The organism is Shewanella pealeana ATCC 700345 (genome assembly GCF_000018285.1).
GTDB classification, from domain to species: domain Bacteria; phylum Pseudomonadota; class Gammaproteobacteria; order Enterobacterales; family Shewanellaceae; genus Shewanella; species Shewanella pealeana.
Map to the genome: position 1 here is coordinate 282,325 of NC_009901.1, position 19,442 is coordinate 301,766.

16 protein-coding genes and 1 other RNA gene are annotated in these 19,442 nt (G+C 45.0%); 10 read left to right on the forward strand and 7 right to left on the reverse strand.

The features are described from left to right. The first annotated feature begins 101 nt into the window (after window positions 1-101). Window positions 102-944, forward strand: coding sequence for a 16S rRNA (cytidine(1402)-2'-O)-methyltransferase (gene rsmI / locus SPEA_RS01390; protein ID WP_012153522.1), 843 nt, complete (start codon window positions 102-104; stop codon window positions 942-944). Window positions 945-1,079: 135 nt separating this feature from the next. Then, window positions 1,080-1,431: RNase P RNA component class A (gene rnpB, locus SPEA_RS22445), an RNA gene on the forward strand. A 313-nt stretch (window positions 1,432-1,744) separates the two neighbouring features. Here the strand turns inward: rnpB and SPEA_RS01395 are convergent. The 5 genes from SPEA_RS01395 to SPEA_RS01415 all read right to left on the reverse strand — a co-directional run bounded on the left by SPEA_RS01395 (window position 1,745) and on the right by SPEA_RS01415 (window position 7,725). Further along, complete coding sequence (locus tag SPEA_RS01395) at window positions 1,745-2,998, reverse strand: putative porin (protein WP_012153523.1); 1,254 nt, start codon at window positions 2,996-2,998, stop codon at window positions 1,745-1,747. After that, window positions 2,998-4,254: a quaternary amine ABC transporter ATP-binding protein gene (locus tag SPEA_RS01400; RefSeq protein WP_012153524.1), complete on the reverse strand. Its 1,257-nt coding sequence runs from the start codon at window positions 4,252-4,254 to the stop codon at window positions 2,998-3,000. The genes SPEA_RS01395 and SPEA_RS01400 overlap by 1 nt, the downstream gene beginning before the upstream one ends. Then, on the reverse strand, window positions 4,247-5,146 hold the full coding sequence (locus SPEA_RS01405) for an ABC transporter permease (RefSeq protein WP_012153525.1): 900 nt from the start codon (window positions 5,144-5,146) through the stop codon (window positions 4,247-4,249). Before SPEA_RS01405 ends, SPEA_RS01400 begins: the two co-directional genes overlap by 8 nt. An 84-nt stretch (window positions 5,147-5,230) precedes the next feature. Continuing rightward, complete coding sequence (locus tag SPEA_RS01410) at window positions 5,231-6,235, reverse strand: ABC transporter substrate-binding protein (RefSeq protein ID WP_012153526.1); 1,005 nt, start codon at window positions 6,233-6,235, stop codon at window positions 5,231-5,233. 548 nt (window positions 6,236-6,783) lie between these two features. Continuing rightward, on the reverse strand, window positions 6,784-7,725 hold the full coding sequence (locus SPEA_RS01415; RefSeq protein WP_012153527.1) for a LysR substrate-binding domain-containing protein: 942 nt from the start codon (window positions 7,723-7,725) through the stop codon (window positions 6,784-6,786). 598 nt (window positions 7,726-8,323) lie between these two features. On the opposite strand from SPEA_RS01415, the gene SPEA_RS01420 reads away from it, so the two are divergent. The 5 genes from SPEA_RS01420 to SPEA_RS01440 all read left to right on the forward strand — a co-directional run bounded on the left by SPEA_RS01420 (window position 8,324) and on the right by SPEA_RS01440 (window position 13,609). Then, window positions 8,324-9,211 (forward strand): cytochrome b/b6 domain-containing protein, encoded by an 888-nt coding sequence (locus tag SPEA_RS01420; RefSeq protein ID WP_012153528.1) that lies wholly within the window; start codon window positions 8,324-8,326, stop codon window positions 9,209-9,211. Continuing rightward, complete coding sequence (locus SPEA_RS01425; protein WP_012153529.1) at window positions 9,208-9,894, forward strand: 4Fe-4S dicluster domain-containing protein; 687 nt, start codon at window positions 9,208-9,210, stop codon at window positions 9,892-9,894. Before SPEA_RS01420 ends, SPEA_RS01425 begins: the two co-directional genes overlap by 4 nt. 8 nt (window positions 9,895-9,902) lie before the next feature. Continuing rightward, window positions 9,903-12,044, forward strand: coding sequence for an aldehyde ferredoxin oxidoreductase N-terminal domain-containing protein (locus SPEA_RS01430; protein ID WP_012153530.1), 2,142 nt, complete (start codon window positions 9,903-9,905; stop codon window positions 12,042-12,044). A gap of 4 nt (window positions 12,045-12,048) precedes the next feature. Next, window positions 12,049-12,402 (forward strand): hypothetical protein, encoded by a 354-nt coding sequence (locus SPEA_RS01435; protein WP_012153531.1) that lies wholly within the window; start codon window positions 12,049-12,051, stop codon window positions 12,400-12,402. 463 nt (window positions 12,403-12,865) lie between these two features. Next, window positions 12,866-13,609: a hypothetical protein gene (locus SPEA_RS01440; RefSeq protein ID WP_012153532.1), complete on the forward strand. Its 744-nt coding sequence runs from the start codon at window positions 12,866-12,868 to the stop codon at window positions 13,607-13,609. Window positions 13,610-13,766: 157 nt separating this feature from the next. Here SPEA_RS01440 and SPEA_RS01445 read toward each other — a convergent pair whose 3' ends face one another. Further along, the gene (locus SPEA_RS01445) at window positions 13,767-14,975 is read right to left on the reverse strand and encodes an NAD(P)/FAD-dependent oxidoreductase (protein ID WP_012153533.1); all 1,209 of its coding nucleotides are present in this window, start codon (window positions 14,973-14,975) and stop codon (window positions 13,767-13,769) included. A gap of 418 nt (window positions 14,976-15,393) precedes the next feature. Here SPEA_RS01445 and SPEA_RS22375 point away from each other — a divergent pair, with 418 nt between their 5' ends. Next, a complete protein-coding gene (locus SPEA_RS22375; protein ID WP_012153534.1) occupies window positions 15,394-16,764 on the forward strand; it encodes a GGDEF domain-containing protein in 1,371 nt (456 codons plus the stop codon). A gap of 43 nt (window positions 16,765-16,807) precedes the next feature. Here SPEA_RS22375 and SPEA_RS01455 read toward each other — a convergent pair whose 3' ends face one another. Continuing rightward, the gene (locus SPEA_RS01455) at window positions 16,808-17,677 is read right to left on the reverse strand and encodes a LysR family transcriptional regulator (protein ID WP_012153535.1); all 870 of its coding nucleotides are present in this window, start codon (window positions 17,675-17,677) and stop codon (window positions 16,808-16,810) included. Window positions 17,678-18,036: 359 nt separating this feature from the next. Between SPEA_RS01455 and gfa the strand changes: the two genes are divergently transcribed. Beyond that, on the forward strand, window positions 18,037-18,594 hold the full coding sequence (gfa, locus tag SPEA_RS01460) for an S-(hydroxymethyl)glutathione synthase (protein WP_012153536.1): 558 nt from the start codon (window positions 18,037-18,039) through the stop codon (window positions 18,592-18,594). 395 nt (window positions 18,595-18,989) lie between these two features. After that, window positions 18,990-19,256 carry a DksA/TraR family C4-type zinc finger protein gene (locus SPEA_RS01465; protein WP_012153537.1) on the forward strand — a complete coding sequence of 89 codons (267 nt, stop codon included), beginning with the start codon at window positions 18,990-18,992 and terminating at the stop codon, window positions 19,254-19,256. The last annotated feature ends 186 nt before the right edge of the window (window positions 19,257-19,442 follow it).

The following is a 19,442-nucleotide window of genomic DNA, read 5'->3' on the forward strand; positions in this document are numbered from 1 at the left end:
GGTCTTCACTCTGGTAAGATGCTGCTAATAGTTTAACCTGCTCTTCCCCTTGGCGAAAGTATTGTTAGAAACTCTTGCCAACACTCAACATAGAGGTAGATATGGACCTGTCGGTCGCGCTTTACATTGTTCCCACACCAATAGGGAATTTAGGAGACATCAGTAGCCGTGCGTTAGAGGTGCTGAATCAGGTGGCGCTTATCGCCTGTGAAGACACTCGCCACAGCGGCAAGTTGTTGAGTCATTTCGGCATCGAGACCCGTAAAACGGCGCTGCATGATCATAACGAGCGTGACAGAGCCCAGTGGATCATTCAAAAGTTAGGCAATGGCGAAGCCGTGGCTTTGATTTCAGATGCTGGAACGCCGCTTATCTCAGATCCGGGCTATCACTTAGTTAAACAAGTGCGCGAAGCAGGCTTTAATGTGATTCCATTGCCGGGACCATGTGCGGCGATCACAGCTTTATCTGCATCGGGTTTACCATCGGATCGTTTCTCATTTGAAGGCTTCCTACCATCAAAAGAGAAGGCAAGATTAGATAAATTAACGGCATTGAAAGATGATCCTCGTACGTTAATTTTTTATGAGTCACCGCATCGTATCGTGCATAGCCTAGAGTCAATCATGGCCGCTTTAGGTGAAGAACGTGAAATCGTTATGGCACGTGAAGTGACTAAGACCTTCGAGACCTTCCTTTCGGGGCCAGTAGCAGAGGTATTACAGACAGTTAAAGATGATCCTAATCAGCAGCGCGGTGAAATCGTGTTGATGTGTCATGGTCACCGTAGCGATGAAGAGGCAGAGTTTTCACCAACAGTGATCAATACGCTTAAATTGTTGTGTGAAGAGTTACCTCTAAAGAAAGCCGCTGCGGTTGCTGGCCAGATTTACGACATCAAAAAGAATGCGCTGTATAAGCATGGCTTATCGATTGGCCTGTAAGTTTTTCAGTTGTATGGCTTAGTGTCTCTATTGAGTGCTCTTTATTAATAGATGATTCTCTAATAGTTGAGCATTAGGTGAAGTTGATTGGTGAAAGTCCTTGGATTGTTGCTTGAGCTTAGCTATAATCCGCGCCGAGTTGGCTAGACAGTTGCCGCGTTCGCAAGAACGGGGAGGAAAGTCCGGGCTTCAAAGAGCAGGGTACCAGGTAACGCCTGGGCGGTGTGAACCGACGACAAGTGCAGCAGAGAGGAGACCGCCTTCTTGATTTATCAAGGAGGTAAGGGTGAAAGGGTGCGGTAAGAGCGCACCGTGCGGCTAGTAATAGTTCGTAGCAAGGTAAACTCTACCCGAAGCAAGACCAAATAGGGTCCCGTATGGCGCTGCTCGCGTTGGGACCGGGTAGGTCGCTTGAGCCTGTGAGCGATTGCAGGCCTAGATGAATAACTGTCCACGACAGGACCCGGCTTATCGGCCAACTCACCTATTACAAGTAAAAAACCGCATCTCGCAAGGGATGCGGTTTTTGCTTTCTGCTTATCCAAATAACAGCAGCTTATCGGACGTTAATGTCACCTATTCAAACAGAAGCCACATCTCGAAAGAGGTGCGGTTTTTTGCTTTCTGGGACTTCCTGAGGCTTATCGGGCATCAATGTCACCTATTTAAGAAAGCCCTCAACAGAAATGTTGAGGGTTTTTTGTTATCTGTTAGCTCCAAAACGTCCAGCCTGTTCTTGAGTTAGGGGCTGCGGCTTTTGTTTTCTGTTAATTATGTCCTGTTGGTTAAACTAACCAAACCTAGAAATAATAACCAAAGTTGATGTTAAAGCGTTTGTTGGTGTCGCCATCTCCGACCATGGTTCCGCCAATAAAGGGCTGGTTTTCTGCCACTACAAAATCAAAATAGGTGTAGAGTCCACCGGCGGAAACCGCCATACCCGTTACGTTCATAAAGGTGTCTTCCATGGCTGCAGGCTTATCGGTTACCAGAGAATAGTCGTTATAGAAGGTGAGGTTTGATATTGGCCCGATATCAACAGGAAGGCTGTAGGCTAGGTTGGCAATGTATGTGGTGGCTTCAGCTGGTATAGAGTCATAGAAATGATAGGCGGCTACCACAATACGGTCCACATCTATGCCATCAACGTCGTACTTGTAATCAGTCATCTGCAGTTTTACGTTCCAGCGGTCGTAATTCACTACGCCATGGATAGCTGCCGCGACATTATCACCATCGGTACCATTTTCAATTTCTAGTTGGCCGGCTTGGATTGATGCCCCCAATTCAACGTCTACAGCACTAAATTTGAAGTTATGGGCGTAACGAGCGTTAAAGGTATTCACTTCTCCTGCGGCATAGCCAGCGCTTGGCGCATCGTAGGCATCTTCACCGTCTAAACGAATGCCTACCACATCATAAGCGTAACGATCGGTGCGGTCAGAGACATAACCGTCGAGACCACCCTGTTCGTCATTTTTATAGAAGGCGAAATCAAATTGATTGGCAGTGCTTTTATAGGTGTAATTTAGGCCCATGTCATAGTCGTCTTCAAGCCCAAGATAGAAGTTAGAGCTGAAGAAGTAGTTGTTTGATGCGTAAGTTAAAATACCAAAGGGCACTTGAGTCACCCCAATTTTACCCTGCTGCTCCTCATTAAAGTTGTAGCCAATCCATGCGTGCTGAATGACATTCATATACTCAAACCAGCGGTATTGAGCCGAAAAAATAAGATCTTGGTAATTGCCTGAAACGTCTATACGGAAGAGGTCAAAATCAAAGTCGCCACCGCGATCGGCGTTATCGTCATCAAAATCTTCATAGGAATAATTAACCCGTACAGCGCCGCCAAAGTTGACGGTATTCTCTGGCTTCTGTGTTTGTTCTTCAACAACTAGCATCTCTGGTTGCTGCTGTTGAGATTCAAGCTGCTGAGCCTCGAGTTGCTCGATACGGGCTTTTAACGCCTCTAGCTCTTCATCTATTGGGGTGGCATTCGCATTAGCGGATAATGCAAGGGCGATACATGAAGCTGCAAGTGTATAACGAATCATCATTTATCCTTATTGGTTAAGCTTGATTTTTGTAAGTCAGTGTTGTCAGCATCGTCGGTGTAAAAGTCAGATAGCACATCTGCCAGATGGGTTCTGGATAGTTCACCTTGTAAGTCACCATCTGCATCGACAACGGGCAGGGGATAATCAGACTCCATCGTTGCGGGAATAATGCTTTCAAGCAGGGCATCTTGTGATATTGGGGTCAGCTCCTCTACCTTAAAATCTTCCATTAGCGCTTCTTCATCAGCCATAACGGCATCTTCAAGTGCTTCTTGGCACACCACGCCCTGGAAACCTTCATCGGTAACGTAATAGGCATAATTAGCTGGAATACGTTTCATCTGTTTGAGGGCTTCACCTATGGTATCTGCTGTGAGACGGAATGCGGGTGGCTTCATCACCGTTTCTACGGTTAGGGCTCGTGGGCGGTTTACGTCTTTGACAAAAGCTTCAACGTAGTCGTCGGCCGGGTTAAGTAAGATATCGACGGGTTCACCCACTTGAACGAGATTGCCATCTTTGAGGATAGCGATTCGATCGCCTATTCGCAGTGCTTCATCGAGGTCGTGAGTGATGAAGATAATCGTTTTATGCAATTCTTTTTGCAGCTCAATCAAGTGGTCTTGCATTTCACTGCGGATTAGCGGGTCCAGTGCTGAGAAGGCCTCATCCATCAGCAAGATTTCTGCATCGGTACACAGGGCTCTGGCGAGGCCGACGCGCTGCTGTTGTCCACCTGAGAGTTGCGAGGGGTATTGCGCTTCATAGCCGCTCAAACCGACAGTCTCAAGCCATTGCTTGGCTTTGATGTTCCTCGTGGTTTTGTCGACCCCTTGTACACTCAGGCCATAGCCGACATTCTCTAGAACAGTTCGGTGAGGCATTAAGCCAAAACGTTGGAATACCATGGCCATTTTACTGCGCCGGAACTGCTCAAGTTGCTTGGTATTGAGTTTCATCACGTCCAAGCCCTCAACCAGGATTTGCCCCTCTGTCGGGTCGATGAGGCGATTAAAATGACGGATTAAAGTTGATTTCCCAGAGCCGGAAAGCCCCATAATCACAAAGATTTCGCCTTTCCTAATGTCGAGATTGATGGCTTTAAGGCCCACTGTATGACCCGTTTTTGCGAGTATTTCGTCCTTAGAAAGACCATCCCTAACCATTGGCATGACCTGCTCTGGTTTTTTGCCAAAGACCTTAAACAGATCCTTAATTTGAATCAGTGGTTGTGTTTGCGAGTCGCTAGTCATGTTGCCCGCCTTGTATATGTTTCTGCGAACGCTTGGCGTAGGCTTGGGAGGCGCGATCAAAAATAATAGCCAAGGCAACGATGGCTAAACCATTAAATAATCCGAGAGTGAAATATTGGTTGGTGATCGACTTGAGTACAGGTTGGCCTAAGCCCTTAACGCCGATCATCGATGCGATAACCACCATGCCTAGAGCCATCATAATCGTCTGGTTAATACCAGCCATAATGGTGGGTGAGGCCAATGGCAATTGAACCCCCATCAAGCGTTGCATCGGATTCGCACCGTAGGCAGTGGCAGCCTCCAACACTTCCTTATCAACCAGACGAATGCCTAAGTTGGTTAGACGAATGACAGGTGGAATGGCATAAATGACCACCGCAATAACGCCGGGTACCTTGCCTATTCCCAGTAACATGACCACAGGGATGAGGTATACAAAGGCTGGCATAGTTTGCATCACATCCAGAATCGGTGTGACTATCGACTGGATGCGATCGCTGCGAGACATTAAGATGCCAATGGGGATGCCCAGTAGTATGGCTAATAGGGTGCAGACTGTGATGATGCTAAGGGTGCGCATGGTATCTTCCCACATACCAAAATAGCCAATCAGCAGAAATGACACCACAACGGCTAAAGATAATTTCCATGAGCGACTAGCTAAGTAAACCAAAGCTGTAATCGAGATCAGTACAGCCCACCAGGGTGATTGCACTAGTAGCTTTTCAAACCAGATAAGAAAGTCGAGTAGAGGATCGAAGGCAGATTCGATGACATCACCATATTCGCGGGAAAAGTCGCGAAAGGCACCATCTAAATATTTACGGATCGCTAATAAAGTTGAGCGATCCATTTTTGGGAACTCGCTGAGCCAAGAAAAGTCAGCCATTGCTACCTCTCCAGTTTTTTAAGGGATTTTCTAGGTGAAAAGACAGATCACGAGGCGAAGTAGGCCTCGCGTAGCGATTTAGCGTTATAGGTTTGCGATAGCCAGCTTCACTTTTGTGGCGACGTTAGCTGGAACCCATTCAAGCCAAATATCTTGATGATTGATTAGGAAATATTCGGCAGCGATAGTGCCATCAGCCTGATTGTTCTCCATCCACGCCAGTAAGCTGTTCATCTGCGCATTGGTCAAGGCGCGTTTACTAAGGTATTTGAATGCCGAGGTTGATTTGTCTGCGAATGCTGCGGTGGTGACCGTCTGCACTAATGCAGCTGGGTACATGGTGACCTTAGGGGCGGCACACTCTACTTGAGAGGTGCAGTCGCGAAAATGCTCTGTATCAACACCGCTACCAAAGTCCACTTTGACCATTTTGTACTTACCTAATACAGCGGTGGGGGCCCAATAGTAGCCAAACCAAGGTTGTTGGCGTTCGTAAGCTCGGGCAATAGAACCAGCAAGACCGGCTCCTGAACCGGGATCGATAAGATCAAATCCAGCATCACCGAGCTTGAGTGCGCGAAACAGGTTTTCTGCAGATAGTTGGCAACCCCAGCCAGCAGGGCATCCATAAAAGGCACCACGATCAGGATCTTCTGGGTGCTCAAAGGTTTTTACATTGGCTATGACTCCCTGAATGGTTTTCAGGCTAGGATCTTTGTCGACCATGTACTGCGGAACCCAGAAGCCTTCTTCACCACCATCGGATAGCGAGTTACCTGCGATAATTAAGCGCTTATCATTGACTGCTTTTTCGATAAGTTCTTTGACGCTGTTACTCCAGATTTCTGGGGCGATATCAGGCTCTCCTTTTTCAACCATCGAAGTGCTGGTGGGCATGGTATCGCCTGGAATTAACTCGGCTTCACAGTCATAACCATGCTCTAAAATAAAGCGGTCAACATTCGCGATTAATGAAGCGGAGCTCCAATTCATATCAGCGATAGTGACTTTGCCGCATCGTTCTTCGGCAAAGGTTTGGTGTGTTACGCTGCTAAGAAGTAGGCCACCAATCAAAAGTATACGTTTCATAAGAACTCCGTGCTCGAGGTTGAGTATTCCTTTACGCACCTGCCCCACAACAATTATTAGAGTTCAAATTAGAGGCTATGCTGGATTCTTGCTGGTAATACCCCATTGCAGTCTTGCTGTGGAACTTAAGATTAAAACAATGAGGTTGTTGATGAAAATTAGCACAGTTGCAGCAATGTTAACAGTTTTGCAACTCAGGATGTTTGGCTTAATTTGTTCTCACTGTATTTGAATATGGTTAGAGTTCAAATTAACTTTGCAGTTTGACTGCGAGAGAGCTTGGTGGTTTATATCTATAGGAGTTGCCGTTTAGGCTACTCGTTTTAGGTTCCTATTTTTAGGCCCTAAATGGAGTTGATTGCCGTATAGCAAGTCTAAATGACACTTTTATATTGAACATATAAAAGCCCGCTTATCGAAAAATAAGCGGGCTTTATGTTTTTAACCATCATCACTACGAATCGAGTGCAGCTAGCGTTGCAATAAGTTGCTGCCTAACACGATCACAACTCATACTCTGCGAGCAGCCATGTTATCAGCTAAGTGTTTCAGTTAAGCTCAGCGATTATGTCTTCATGGGGGGAAATTACTTGTTGGAAGCTGGAGCGAAGAATACTCTCCAGTGAACTCATTGCTGGGTGTTGATACCAAGTACGGTGATAAACAAAACCATATTCGTATTCAATTGGCTCACCCGCATTAGTGACTGGCCGCCAAGTTAGCCCATATTGTCGATATTCGGCATAGGCATTCCCCGCAAACACTAGGTAATTGAAGCGTTCGGCACAGCTTAACGCGGCGTGCATAGAAGGAACGGTAATCGTTGACTCGATTTTCAAACCTTGCCCTTCAATCACAGAGCTTTTCTTGCTCGAACCGCTTGCCCCAGGATCGAGCAATGCTATTTGAGCAGTCTCTAATTGGCTGACATCTATGCTTTCAAACTTGGCGAGAGGATGATCTTGACGTAAATATACCCCAATAATCACAGAGCCTAGACGACGTTGAATGATGTTAGATGGACAGTCAAATGGAAAGCGATTAATACCAATCGTAAAGTCGCCCGAATCGAGGTTTGGCATACTATCGTTTGGCCAAGCGTGACTCTTTAGCCCCAGTTGGCAACCATGCTCTTGTAATCCGGCCATAAGACCGACTGTCACAGGCTCGCTTAAGTAAGTCGGGGCATAAACACACAAGGTTCCTTTAATTTTTCCCAATGGGCTTTCATTAGATTTATAAAGGCACTCCTCAATGCCTGTCAACAAAGGCTGTACCCTATTCATCAAATCTTTCGCTAGTACAGTCGAGTGGTAGCGACCATTGGTCAAAATAAATAGTTCATTATCAAAGTGGCTACGTAGCTGCGCCAGGCCCCTATTTAGCGTTGAGCGGCTAATCCCTAGATGATTGATGATGGCGTTGGCTGTTTGGTATTTATCAATAATAAATAGATATCTAAGTAGGTTAAGGTCAAAAGGTGGAGTCATTTACTATCCTGCTGCTTAAGTGCTGAATCACCGACGAGTTACTGGGCATATTCCGCAGAGGGGCTCGAATTGTCAAAAGCTGCAGTCTGACTGAGATTGTAAGATCAGCAGAGCTGGGGGTTTTCATTACATCATATCCATCAAAAATTACTGCAAGAGTTCACTTTCGGCATTGAGCTTGACGATGTCTAGGGTCGATTTTGAGTCTTTATGCTCATTAACAGTGATGCGACCGACACTTACGCTTTAGTTATATAACTTATTGTTAAGTTGGTTTTCATGGCAGGCATGATTGGAGCGGCCATCAGGCGATGACAAGTCTGTGAGAGAGCATTTCTATGGCGTAATTAAGTTTAGGTTTTACGCTTTAGTTTGATCTCTAACTGCCAGAAAACCATGATAAAAGCGCGACTTAAATTAAATGAAACAGAGAGGAAGTGCAACTCGTAAGTTAGCCATAATCGTGCTTGAGTCAATTTTGCATTTTTGAGACTTCAACTTTGGTTAGGTATTTGAGGAATAATTTTAAGACAGGCCATTAGGTAGCATTTAGGTACCTATGCGTCATTAATCCTAACTAGTCAATATTGGAGTCTATATGGCAAAACAATCGAACAACCTTTTGGGGTGGTTACTGGGTGCGGGGGTGGCCTTTATACTTTGTGCCATCAGTGTCGCTGTATCCAGTTACCATGGTGAGCAGGGGCGAGAAACCGTGATGCTCTTTGATAGCTTGGCGTATCTGCCGATACTGGTATTTGCAGTCAGCCTATTTACCGCTTCAAAGTTACATCGTCCTGGTGATCGTATCGAGGGGGACAAGGTTCTGCGTCATGATGGTATCGCTCGATTAACTCACTGGACTGCCGCTTTTGGTTGTTTACTTCTATTGATTACGGGCATTGCTCTAGGCTTTCTTTTTATTCCACGCTTTGTTGTCGACGCGACGGCTACAGCGATGATGTTTAATCTGCACTTTGTCGGTGCTCTATTTTTCGTTTTTGGTTGTGGCCTGTGGGCTAGTAATCAATTGGTCGAGCCCCGGCGCTTTAGTACACATCTACCAGACGAGTCACTTTGGATAGAGTTGAAGAAGTCTGTACTGCATTACACCCATATGTTGGGTATGACCAAAACCCATGTTGAAGCCCCAAAATATCATCATTCAGGCCGTCTCGCTGGCTTAGTCATTATGGCCTCCTCTTTTGTGGTTATTTTATCGGGTTTTGGCAAATTGCTGGCTCGCGGGCTTGATCTGAATCCTAGCATCGCAGAGTTGATTAACCTGAGTCATGGCTGGTCGGCACTAGCACTGTTGTTATTGATCCCTGTGCATGCGCTCTTAGGCGGAGTCGCGCCTTGGGCTTGGAACACATTGAAAGCCATGGTAACTGGTTATGTTAGTCGTGATTATGCGCAAAAAGAACACGCTATATGGTTTAGAGAATTAGAAGAAAAGCAGCGTCATCAGGAGTCGCAACGATGAGCATGAATAAGAATAGCTCTGAAATGGATACTGGCCGGCGTCACTTCCTTGCCGCTATGGGTGGTGTCGGTATGTTGATAGGTTTTAGTGGTACAGCCTATGCGATACGCGACGATAAAGTTTATATCAAAAGCTCAGGTGGTGCATTGGTGGTCGATCTCAAGAAATGCATGGGCTGTGGTACCTGTATGACTACCTGCTCATTAGTACATCATGGCAAAGCTTCGCTGTCTTTGTCATGCATTCAGATTGAGCAGGATGTATTTAAGCCGTTTCCACAAGATATTCAGATGAGTACCTGCCTGCAATGTCACGATGCCCCTTGCGTGACAGCCTGTCCAGTTAATGCCAATAAGGCGAGTGAAGACTTTGATTTTGTGCGCGATATCGATCCTGATAAGTGTATTGGCTGTATGCAGTGTATCGAAGCCTGCCCCCATACCCCATCACGAGTCCAGTGGAACCCGACAACCCGCTGCGCACAGAAATGCGATTTGTGCCTCAACACTCCCTATATGGAAGAGCAAGGTGGGATTGGTGGTGTTCAGGCATGTAGGAGAGTCTGTCCAGTTGGTGCAATTGCTTTTATTACTGAGCTACCAGAGCAAAGCCTGCCGCAAAATTATGTCGTGAATTTGCGAAATGAAAACTGGGCTAAATCCGGTAAGACTATCGAAGACTGAGAAATTTCATGAAAAAATTAAAAGGTTACGCAGGCAAAATCCTGCACATTGATTTAAATAATATGACTCATCATGTTTTGCCTACTGAAGATTATTATGAGTGGGGCGGTGGGCACGGCTTTGGTGCCAAGCTATTTTGGGATTTATGCGAAGATATCGAAGCGGTAATTGATGGCCGCGATCCACGTAACGTCATCACAATTGCAGGCTCACCTTTTTCTGGCACCAATGTTCCTTCTGCTGGTGGTCGCTGCGAAGTAACTAACGTTTCGGTGGGATTGATCCCTCGTAATCGCTTCACTCGTTCAAATTTTGGCGGTCATTTCTCTTCTATGATGAAGCATGCAGGCTGGGATGCGATAACCATCACGGGTAAGGCACCTTATCCTGTCTATATTGACGTGCGTAATCACCATGTAATGATCCGTGATGCTAGCCACTTGTGGGGTAAAGATACCCATGAGACTCAGCAATTTATTCAGGAAAATGTTGCCAAAATAGATGTGGCCGCAGGCTGGAATGCTCAGCTAGACGGCAACGATATTGGTCGTACAACACAAAAGGCCTCTGTATTAGCTATTGGTCCTGCGGGTGAAAACCAGGCTGCATTAGGGTGTTTGATCCATGGGGCGGGAAATGCGGCGGGTCAGGGCGGAAATGGAGCGGTATTTGGATCTAAAAACCTGAAGGCTATTAGCTTTATCGGTACGGGGTCGGTTGATATTGCCGATCCAGCCGCATTGGTCAAGGCTCGCTTTAAGACCCGTGAGTTCTACGCGGTCGATGTCGATAAATCAACGAATTTCACTTATAACGGACTCAGTGCTGGGCCTGCAGCTATAACGTTTTCTCAAATGCCGACAGAGCACCGAGCATCTTCCTGCCATGGCTGCGTTAACGGTTGCAAACAGCGTAATGCTATAGGTTATGGCAATGAAGTGACCTGCCAAACATCAGTGTGGTATCTAGGTGCTGTGCGTTCCTATAAGTTTGGCGGAGATGCGAAACTCAGCTTACACAACCGAAGCATAGATTTAACTGCGGACAGCCTTTATGCCGGGGACTTAGCTAATCGGCTGGGGATTAACACTTATGCCATCATGGCACTCATCCCATGGATGCAAAAATTGCATGCTAAGGGCAAGCTAGGTGTAGGTAAAAAGATTGATAGTAATCTGCCCTATGAAATCTTGGGTTCAAGGGAGTTTGCCGACAAATTCTGTCACGCTATTGCGACGGGTACGGATATCGGCGCGCATTTTCTTGACGGAGTCGTACCTGGTGTGCAGGCGTTAGGGCATGGCGCAGATGTTGATAATGGTACGTTGGACTACCCTTACTATGGTATGCCAGAACACGGTTACGATACTCGTGCCGAACTGGAGTGGGGCTATGCCACACTAATGACTGATCGGGACATGAATGATCACGCCTTAAATTGGATCTATTGGACCGTGAACCTTGCCAAGCTATCTGGTATCGATCTCCCTATTCCCGCAAAGGAGATGGCGACGTGTTTTGTTGAAAAAATGGCGCCCTATATCAAGCCTGATGAAGTCAGTGCTATGGATTACGCAAGTCATAACATGTACTCAGAAGTGTTAGCCCGTCAAGTGCAATGGGTTAATCACTATGGTCGCTTCTGGAAAAATTCTGCCTTGATGTGTGACTTCCGCTGGCCAGATTGTGTGAATTTACAGCGTGAAGATCTGCGCGGGGCGACAGGTAATGATGAGGTGGGTGAGCATGTGTGGTGGAATGCGGTAACAGGTGAAGATATTAGTTATGTTGATGGTATAGAGCGTGGGCGGCGGATCTTAAATTTAGATAATGCGATATGGGTGCTAGAAGGGCGCCACCGTGATGATGCTAAATTTGCCGATTATATTTATGACAAAAAGCTGACCTACAGTAAGTTGCCGACTTTCCTTTGGCCAGCTACAAATGAAGCGGGAGAGTGGGATTATCGTGACATGCTAGGACGTTCACACTGTCGCGAAGGTGTCGAGACGTGGAAGAGTCACTATTATCGAGCCGAAGGTTGGGATCCTGATACGGGATGGCCAACTCGAGCACTGCTTGAAAGCATGAACATGAAAGAAGTGGCTGACCGACTCGAACAAGTAGGCAAGCTGGGTAAAGAGGGGTAAGCGGATGTTAATGACACCAGAGTTTGCTACACAAATAACACGAAAACTGATGCCTGATGAAGAGCTTATCGCAGCAGTATTGAATCGACCTCGTGGAATATTTACCTGTAATATTTTAAGCTTAGCCGAATTTCATTACTTTATTCAGGGGACGCGTCAGTCATTGCCGTCGGTCAATTTTTCATTACTTGAACAATGGCTGCGAGAGACGATAGGTGACCGATTCTTAGCGGACCAAATTGCTGAGATTGAAGCCCAAGATGTTTGTTTTATCGATAAGTGTAAGTTAACGATCCCTGTCGTTGAGTCGAGATTGTTGGAAGCTTATTCTATCTTGGAGCTTGAGAAGCAAGACTAAAACAATATCTAGTATGGCCAAGCGTTAGGCTTGGTCATGCTCTTTATATTGGCTGGCATTAATGGATGTCTATTTCTTCTAACCGCTAATCTCTACCTCTCGACTATCATGTCTACCCCTCTACATCTTTATTTAGGCGAACGTCTCAGTGTTGAGCTCGGCTAACTTAATATATTCGCTTATTACTGCTGATTTCTATCCATTTTACCTGACTGGTTTTCAATTTTCATCATGGCTTAGCTGAAGCTGGCGACTTGCTGCAAGCCTATTTATCTGCGCAATAATTTGAACGTTTCCCCTATTTTATTTGGATTGTGTCATCTCGGTTAGCACTGAGCGCCCTAATCAAAATTGCATTACTTACTTGTCAGAACTGAATCATTAATTCATCGAATATAGCAACACAAGCCGTCTGGTTTGGTTATTTATACGCTCTAATAATTATAATGAATTGGATGATAAGATGAAGAATGCTCTATTAGTTTCCTTACTTGCCGTTATGCTGATTCCCACCTCTGCACACGCTGAAGAGGAACGCCACACTAAAGACCCAAGAAATGCAGCCGGAAAAGTAGGTGTCGAGGTTAGCCATCATGGTGAGTTAAAACTGGCATTCGGTAACGGTGCCAAAAACTGGTATGGTGACAACGAGAACGAGCTCATTTTTTTGTATGAGTTTGAGACCGGAACAAGTGACAGCCGATTTAGATTGATCAATTTTGACGATCGATTTGGTGGGATTTATGCCGATATTATTAACACCAATAATGAATCTGTACTGAACACTATTGGCTATATGCTGCCGTTCAACGCTGATAATGGTAAGACGATGTTCTTCCCGAGTATCAACTATAGTTATTTGGCCCTAGATGAAAGCAATGAGCTACGAACAGATGTTCCAGAGGAGCTTGGCGGCGGAAATCACAGCCAGCTTTCAAGTTTAAACCTATATATTTTACACCCATGGAATGAAACTCATTTCACATTTATCGAGATGTTTGGTGCTCGCTCTTTCGCTGGAGTGGAAATGGAGATGTATGATGTGGCCTGGACTCAAGGGATGAACAGTACGCTATTAAATAGCCCCGCCACGGTTTATTTTAAAGGCCAATATACTCGAACCGAAATGTTTGGTGAGTTTGCAGTCAATGGTTCGATTAATGATGAAGACTTGGTCTTTAGTTTTGGTGTAGATATAAAATTCTAAGTGATTTCAAAGTAATAACAGCCTATCTAATAACTCAAAAAGCCCGCCTATCGAAAGATAAGCGGGCTTAATTAGGTGGTCCGCCTTACCCCTAATAACCTTAGGGGGAGGCAATCAAAGAGGCGAATCATACATTTAGTTGTGTGTGACTTAGCAATTAGACTGGTTTAAATAGACACTTTAGTCGCTTGAAGATAATCAAACGTGACATGGCTAAGTAACCACTGACAGTTTTTTGATGTAAACGGAAAATCGTATCGTAGAGGCGACGGACTAGGCGGCCTTTTAAGATCAATCTATCGTTCATCATGGTGCTAATGGCAAAGTTATGGCCGATAGCGACTACCATGCCACCGTCGTTGTAGACGAAAGGCTTGAGGGGCTTGCCCTTTAAATGGGCAACAAGATTTTTAGCTAAATGCACGGCTGCACGGTTAGCTGCTTGTGCTTTTGGCGGTACCTGGCTGCCATCTGCTTGTGGGATCGCGGCGCAATCACCCAGAGCGAAAATCGATGAATCAAATGTCGTTGCCAGAGTTTGCTCAACCACTAATTGATTTAGCGAATTGCTCTGCAGACCGCCAATCTCTTTTAGCCAATCCGGCGCCTTAATACCTGCAGCCCAAAATTGCACGTCGGCATTTAGCACTTGGCCGTCGCTGGTGGTCATACGATCCGCTTCAACACTGGCGATACGGGTATTGAGCATGACATTAACTTGATACTTCTCAAGCCTTAATAATGCTTGCTCAGACATTTTCACTGGGCCGTTTGGTAATACACGGTCTGCAGCTTCAATCAAGTTGATATTAAGCTTTGCCGCATAAGGATTGCGACTTAACTCTTCACTGACTTTAGCTAATTCAGCCGCGAGCTCTAAACCGGTGGCACCAGCGCCAACGATATTAATGGTGCGACTCAGACCTGAGCGCAGCAGTGAGCTGATTTGGTGCCAGCTATCACGGGCTTGCTCTGGTGTATCTAAGAATAGGCAATGCTCTTTCGCACCTTGGGTAGCAAAGTCATTACTAATTGCGCCGATGGCAATGATTAAGTAATCGTAAGCTAGCGTATCAGTTTCACCGTTAGGCTTACGAACCACGAGTTGCTTGGCCGCTCGATTGACGTCTGTCATCCAAGCTTGGTAATGCATGTAACCATTATTAGCGCCATGGCTGAAATAGCAGATTGTGTCGAGATCGCTGTCAAAAGTACCTGCAGCAATCTCATGAAAGCGTGGCTTCCAATAATGGTGAGTTTCACCTTCAACCAGAATAACTTCATCTTGGCTATTTACACTGCGACCTAGCATGCTTGCGATTTCAAGACCTGCAGCGCCACCACCAACAATAACAATACGAGACATAATAATTCCTCTAAGCATCGACAGATGCGGATGTAATTTAACAAGAGCCTTGGGACTGAAAGGGATACGCAGGGTATGACCGAGTGCAGGGCTTTAATGGCGCTCATTATAGTTACCATTCATCTAGGAACAATTAGCTCAAAAGGTAAATTACTTTTGCGTGCTGGTAATAATTATGTGTTGGTTATAGCCTAGTGGTGGCTAAATTATTAGAGCTTCAGCATGTCTATCTCAAGCTTCTGGGGAGCAGCATTCGTTTGAATGTAAGACCAAACTTAGATGAATTACAGAAATAGGTGCTTTAGCTAGAGTAAATGTTTCCCTATCTAGAGAACAGCAATTATTATAGTCAGTTATGTTGTTTTAACCTGTTAAAACAAGGCTAATTAGTTGTATTGGAACGTGAAATAAATCACTTATGCTAGAAAGTAAAGTAAGCGAAAACTCTTGGTTATTAGTTAAGTATTCTCAAGCTATGATTCGGCCCTTATCGGCTGTCGGTATTATTTTTGGCTGTGCGGCAATGTTTGGCTATTTGGGCGCTATGGAATGGATATATAGACCTGTCACTAATGGACCTGCGACGAACCCATTAACTGCAATGTGTATGATTTTTATAGGAACCGCTCTTTGGATAAGTAAAAAGAAAAGTGATGCTAACTTGGCGCTGTTGTTATTATCGGCAGTTATCATTATTACATTGACCCTTATTTTTGATGTAATTTCTGGCTCAAACTTCTCAGCGATACTCACGCCTTTTCAGGAACAAGTCGCGCTAGAATTAAAAAATGGCAAAAGTAATAGCATGGGGATTAACTCCTCTGTCATGTTTCTTTTTATTGCTATTAGCTTGGTATTGTTTGTTGGGCAAAAATTAATTGCTTCGCAGTTGTTTGCCTTCATTGCTTTAGCCATACCCACGGTTTCTTTTACTGGTTATGCCTACGGGCTTGAACAGTTTTACGGCCAAATGTCGATGTTGACGGCATTTATAGGGTTTGTTCTGGCCATAGCGGCATTAATGATGACGGCTAAAGTTGGTGGTGTGAACGCAATCTTAAGTCCTTTTATTGGCGGGAAAATAGCACGTCGACAAACCGCTGCAGGTTATTTCGTCCCAGCAATACTTGGTTATTTGTTGATTAAATCGCTTTGCGCAATAGATGGGGAACTATGTGGCATTTTTGTCGTAACTATCTGTTGGTTTGTCATACTCATGATAAGTTATTCAGCTCTTTTTCAAGAGAAGATGGATCTTGAACGTCGACAAATGGAACAGCTACTGACCTTAGCTGCAATGAACGACCAATTAACCGGGCTGGCAAACCGTAGAAAGTTCCATGAATTTGCGCAAGAGGAGTTAAACCGTGTACAGCGTAACAAAAGCCAGTTTTGGGTTTTGGTTATGGACGTGGATTTCTTTAAAAAGATTAATGATACCGCTGGCCATGATATGGGAGACCAAGTGCTTATTGAATTGAGCAAGGTGTTAAAAAATTCAGTTCGTGCCGTAGATCTGGTGAGTCGAATGGGGGGGGAAGAGTTTTCCATCATTCTGAGCGACACGACAAAGCAGGGAGCTGAACGCGTGGCTGAGAGTATTCGAAGTAGCATTGAAAGCATCAAGATTAAGGGCTGGACAGATATATATGGACCCATTACGGCTTCTATTGGCGGCGCTACGAGTGATGGGGCCGATAAGCTTGAAAATACGCTGAAGATTGCAGATAGTGCGTTATATCAAGCAAAACAGCGTGGTCGTAATCAGGTCTACTTTGCTGCTGAGTGATAAGCATATCACTCAGCAGGCCAAAGCGAGTGGGGCCTAGTCTCTATTTTAGGCCTTCACTCAGGAAATCCAGCAGCATGCGTACCTTAGGCGAAAGGTGGCGATTTTGTGGGTACAGCGCCCAGATCCCTTCTTCGGGTTGGCGGTTTTGCTCGAGCAAGGGGGTTAGCTCACCCGATTCAATAAAGGGTAATACGTAATAATCGGGCAGCTGCACTATGCCTATGCCTTTAATGGCTGCATCAACCAGGGCATGGCCACTGTTGCAACTCAAGCTGCCTTTAACCCGTACATTCCTGGTTTTACCGCTCTCTTGAAAGCGCCAATAGTCCATGGTGCCAATTAAACAGTTATGCTGATCAAGTTCAGATAGTGAATGGGGTAAACCATAAGTTGCTAAGTAGTTTGGCGAGGCACACACATATTGAGTTCGGCTGCTGAGCTTCTTAGCCATCATGCTTGAATCTTCTAAATGGCCAAGGCGGATCGCCAGATCATAGCCCTCATCGACTAGGTCTAACTTCTGATTGCTTAGATTGAGTTTGACTTCAAGCTCAGGATACAGCGATGCAAAGTCATTAATTAGTGGAGCAATGGTTTTTTCACCATAGGTTACAGGCGCAGTGATCTTTAACAGGCCTCTTGGGGTAGTTTGTAAGTTAGTAATGGCGCGCTCGGCTTCTTCGAGGCCATCGAGTACCTGTCTACAATGCTGATAATAGACCCGACCCACTTCGGTAACAGATACCTTTCTGGTGGTGCGATGAAACAGTTTAGAGGCTAAGCGTGTTTCTAATGCACTTATCTGCCGACTAACCTGCGCAGTCGAGATCCCTAACCGTTGCGATGCCTTGGTAAAGCTTTCGGCTTCTGCGACGGCAACGAACTCACTCACACCTTCCCAATTAAACATTGTTACTCTCTAGAAATTATGGCTGGAAAATATGGCTTAATTATTAACATAAATGAGGTAAAAGCAATTTTTAATTTAATCATCGACAAAACCAATATCTCTCTTCTGTTGCTCATATAGCTGAGTTCCTCATGCTTTTAATTATTACTAAATAGAAAAAGTCATTTGTAAAAACCTCGGATTATCAAATCATATGTGAGGAATATAATTGCTGCCACACGTCTCTCGTTTCAATGCTGCTTTAAGCACTGAACGATTTACCGATATCGCCAAGGCTTAAGTTCCCCCCCCCTGCGTTTAGTATGGAATTTAGTATGGGGTTGATATTTGAGTCTTGGCCCATTTTAGGATCAATTATTATGACAACGTTAATTCACCCACAAGTCGACAACGGCATTCCTGCAACGGCAGCTAGTTTTGCTGGCGGATCACTGCAATGTAAATGTGCAAACAATCCAGTTGAAGTCACCATTGCAGCACAAACTGCTCATAACCATGTATGTGGCTGCAGTAAATGTTGGAAGCCTGAAGGCGCGCTATTTGCACAAATTGCCGTAGTCGCAAAAGATAAGGTTAGCGTAACCGCTAATGCCGACAAGCTACACATCATTGATGAGAGCGCTGCAATTCAACGTCACGCTTGTAAAGAGTGCGGCACTCATATGTATGGCCGCATCGAAAACACGGGGCACCCTTTCTATGGCTTAGACTTTGTGCATACAGAGCTATCTAAGCAGCAAGGTTGGTCGGCGCCAGAGTTCGCTGCGTTTGTATCTTCAATCATAGAGTCGGGTACTGCGCCTGAGGCTATGGCAGATGTTCGCCAAACTCTTAAGGATCTCGGTTTACCTCCTTATGACTGTTTATCACCAGCATTAATGGATGCAATCGCGACCCATGTTGCGGCTAACAAATAACGCTGAAGAGTGAGCCGATACCGGCTTAAATAGCACTTATACCAGTAATGCAAAAAGCGCTTCGGCGCTTTTTTTACATCTATAGCCTAGCAATATGGCTGATTATTGTTACCTATCTGCAAAGGTGTTTTAAGGCTTTGGTGGATTATCATATCTATTGGAACAACTATAATGTTTGTTATTGAAATGAGGCAGGCTGATAAGCTTTAAAACCTGCTTAGTTAACTGAGCGCCGAGGGACATGGAGTGCTTTGCCTTACATGGCTTACATAAGTTATTACAGATAGTAGAAGGTGTAGATTGTTAGACGCAGCCCTTACCTTTGGCTATAGATTAATAGGCAGTTGAATCGATTCATGCTCGGTAACCGCTAATTGTCATAGAGAGGTACTAACATGGCAGGTGGATGGTCAAGAGATGGTGCAGTACAAGATCAAATAGATAGCAGTGTAGAGGATGCGGTCGCTGCGGCGAGGAGCCGACTTATTGGCGGTGAAAGTCGACTGCATTGTGAAGAATGTGGTGAAGATATCCCACAAGCAAGGCGTATAGCCGTTCCTGGTGTTCGACTCTGTATTGCTTGTCAAAATGAACTTGATAACAGTCAGGCGAAGCAACACTTGTTTAATCGCCGCGGCAGTAAAGATAGTCAGTTACGTTAAATGACTGACTATAGAAAGTGAAGCTAAGCAGTACACTGCTTAGCAACTACTTTAAGACATATGTTTTAAAAAGTGCTTCTGTAATTAATGAAGCAATTTTCAAAAGATTATTACCATATGGTAAAGGTAAATTACCTATTGATGGGATTATCAATAATGAACAGGTAGTTATAATCTTTCCATACC

Bases quoted from the DNA above. Each gene is read 5' to 3' on its own strand.
- rsmI (WP_012153522.1), top strand. From the start codon at position 102: ATGGACCTGTCGGTCGCGCTTTACATTGTTCCCACACCAATAGGGAAT.
- SPEA_RS01395 (WP_012153523.1), bottom strand. From the start codon at position 2,998: ATGATTCGTTATACACTTGCAGCTTCATGTATCGCCCTTGCATTATCC.
- SPEA_RS01400 (WP_012153524.1), bottom strand. From the start codon at position 4,254: ATGACTAGCGACTCGCAAACACAACCACTGATTCAAATTAAGGATCTG.
- SPEA_RS01405 (WP_012153525.1), bottom strand. From the start codon at position 5,146: ATGGCTGACTTTTCTTGGCTCAGCGAGTTCCCAAAAATGGATCGCTCA.
- SPEA_RS01410 (WP_012153526.1), bottom strand. From the start codon at position 6,235: ATGAAACGTATACTTTTGATTGGTGGCCTACTTCTTAGCAGCGTAACA.
- SPEA_RS01415 (WP_012153527.1), bottom strand. From the start codon at position 7,725: ATGACTCCACCTTTTGACCTTAACCTACTTAGATATCTATTTATTATT.
- SPEA_RS01420 (WP_012153528.1), top strand. From the start codon at position 8,324: ATGGCAAAACAATCGAACAACCTTTTGGGGTGGTTACTGGGTGCGGGG.
- SPEA_RS01425 (WP_012153529.1), top strand. From the start codon at position 9,208: ATGAGCATGAATAAGAATAGCTCTGAAATGGATACTGGCCGGCGTCAC.
- SPEA_RS01430 (WP_012153530.1), top strand. From the start codon at position 9,903: ATGAAAAAATTAAAAGGTTACGCAGGCAAAATCCTGCACATTGATTTA.
- SPEA_RS01435 (WP_012153531.1), top strand. From the start codon at position 12,049: ATGTTAATGACACCAGAGTTTGCTACACAAATAACACGAAAACTGATG.
- SPEA_RS01440 (WP_012153532.1), top strand. From the start codon at position 12,866: ATGAAGAATGCTCTATTAGTTTCCTTACTTGCCGTTATGCTGATTCCC.
- SPEA_RS01445 (WP_012153533.1), bottom strand. From the start codon at position 14,975: ATGTCTCGTATTGTTATTGTTGGTGGTGGCGCTGCAGGTCTTGAAATC.
- SPEA_RS22375 (WP_012153534.1), top strand. From the start codon at position 15,394: ATGCTAGAAAGTAAAGTAAGCGAAAACTCTTGGTTATTAGTTAAGTAT.
- SPEA_RS01455 (WP_012153535.1), bottom strand. From the start codon at position 17,677: ATGTTTAATTGGGAAGGTGTGAGTGAGTTCGTTGCCGTCGCAGAAGCC.
- gfa (WP_012153536.1), top strand. From the start codon at position 18,037: ATGACAACGTTAATTCACCCACAAGTCGACAACGGCATTCCTGCAACG.
- SPEA_RS01465 (WP_012153537.1), top strand. From the start codon at position 18,990: ATGGCAGGTGGATGGTCAAGAGATGGTGCAGTACAAGATCAAATAGAT.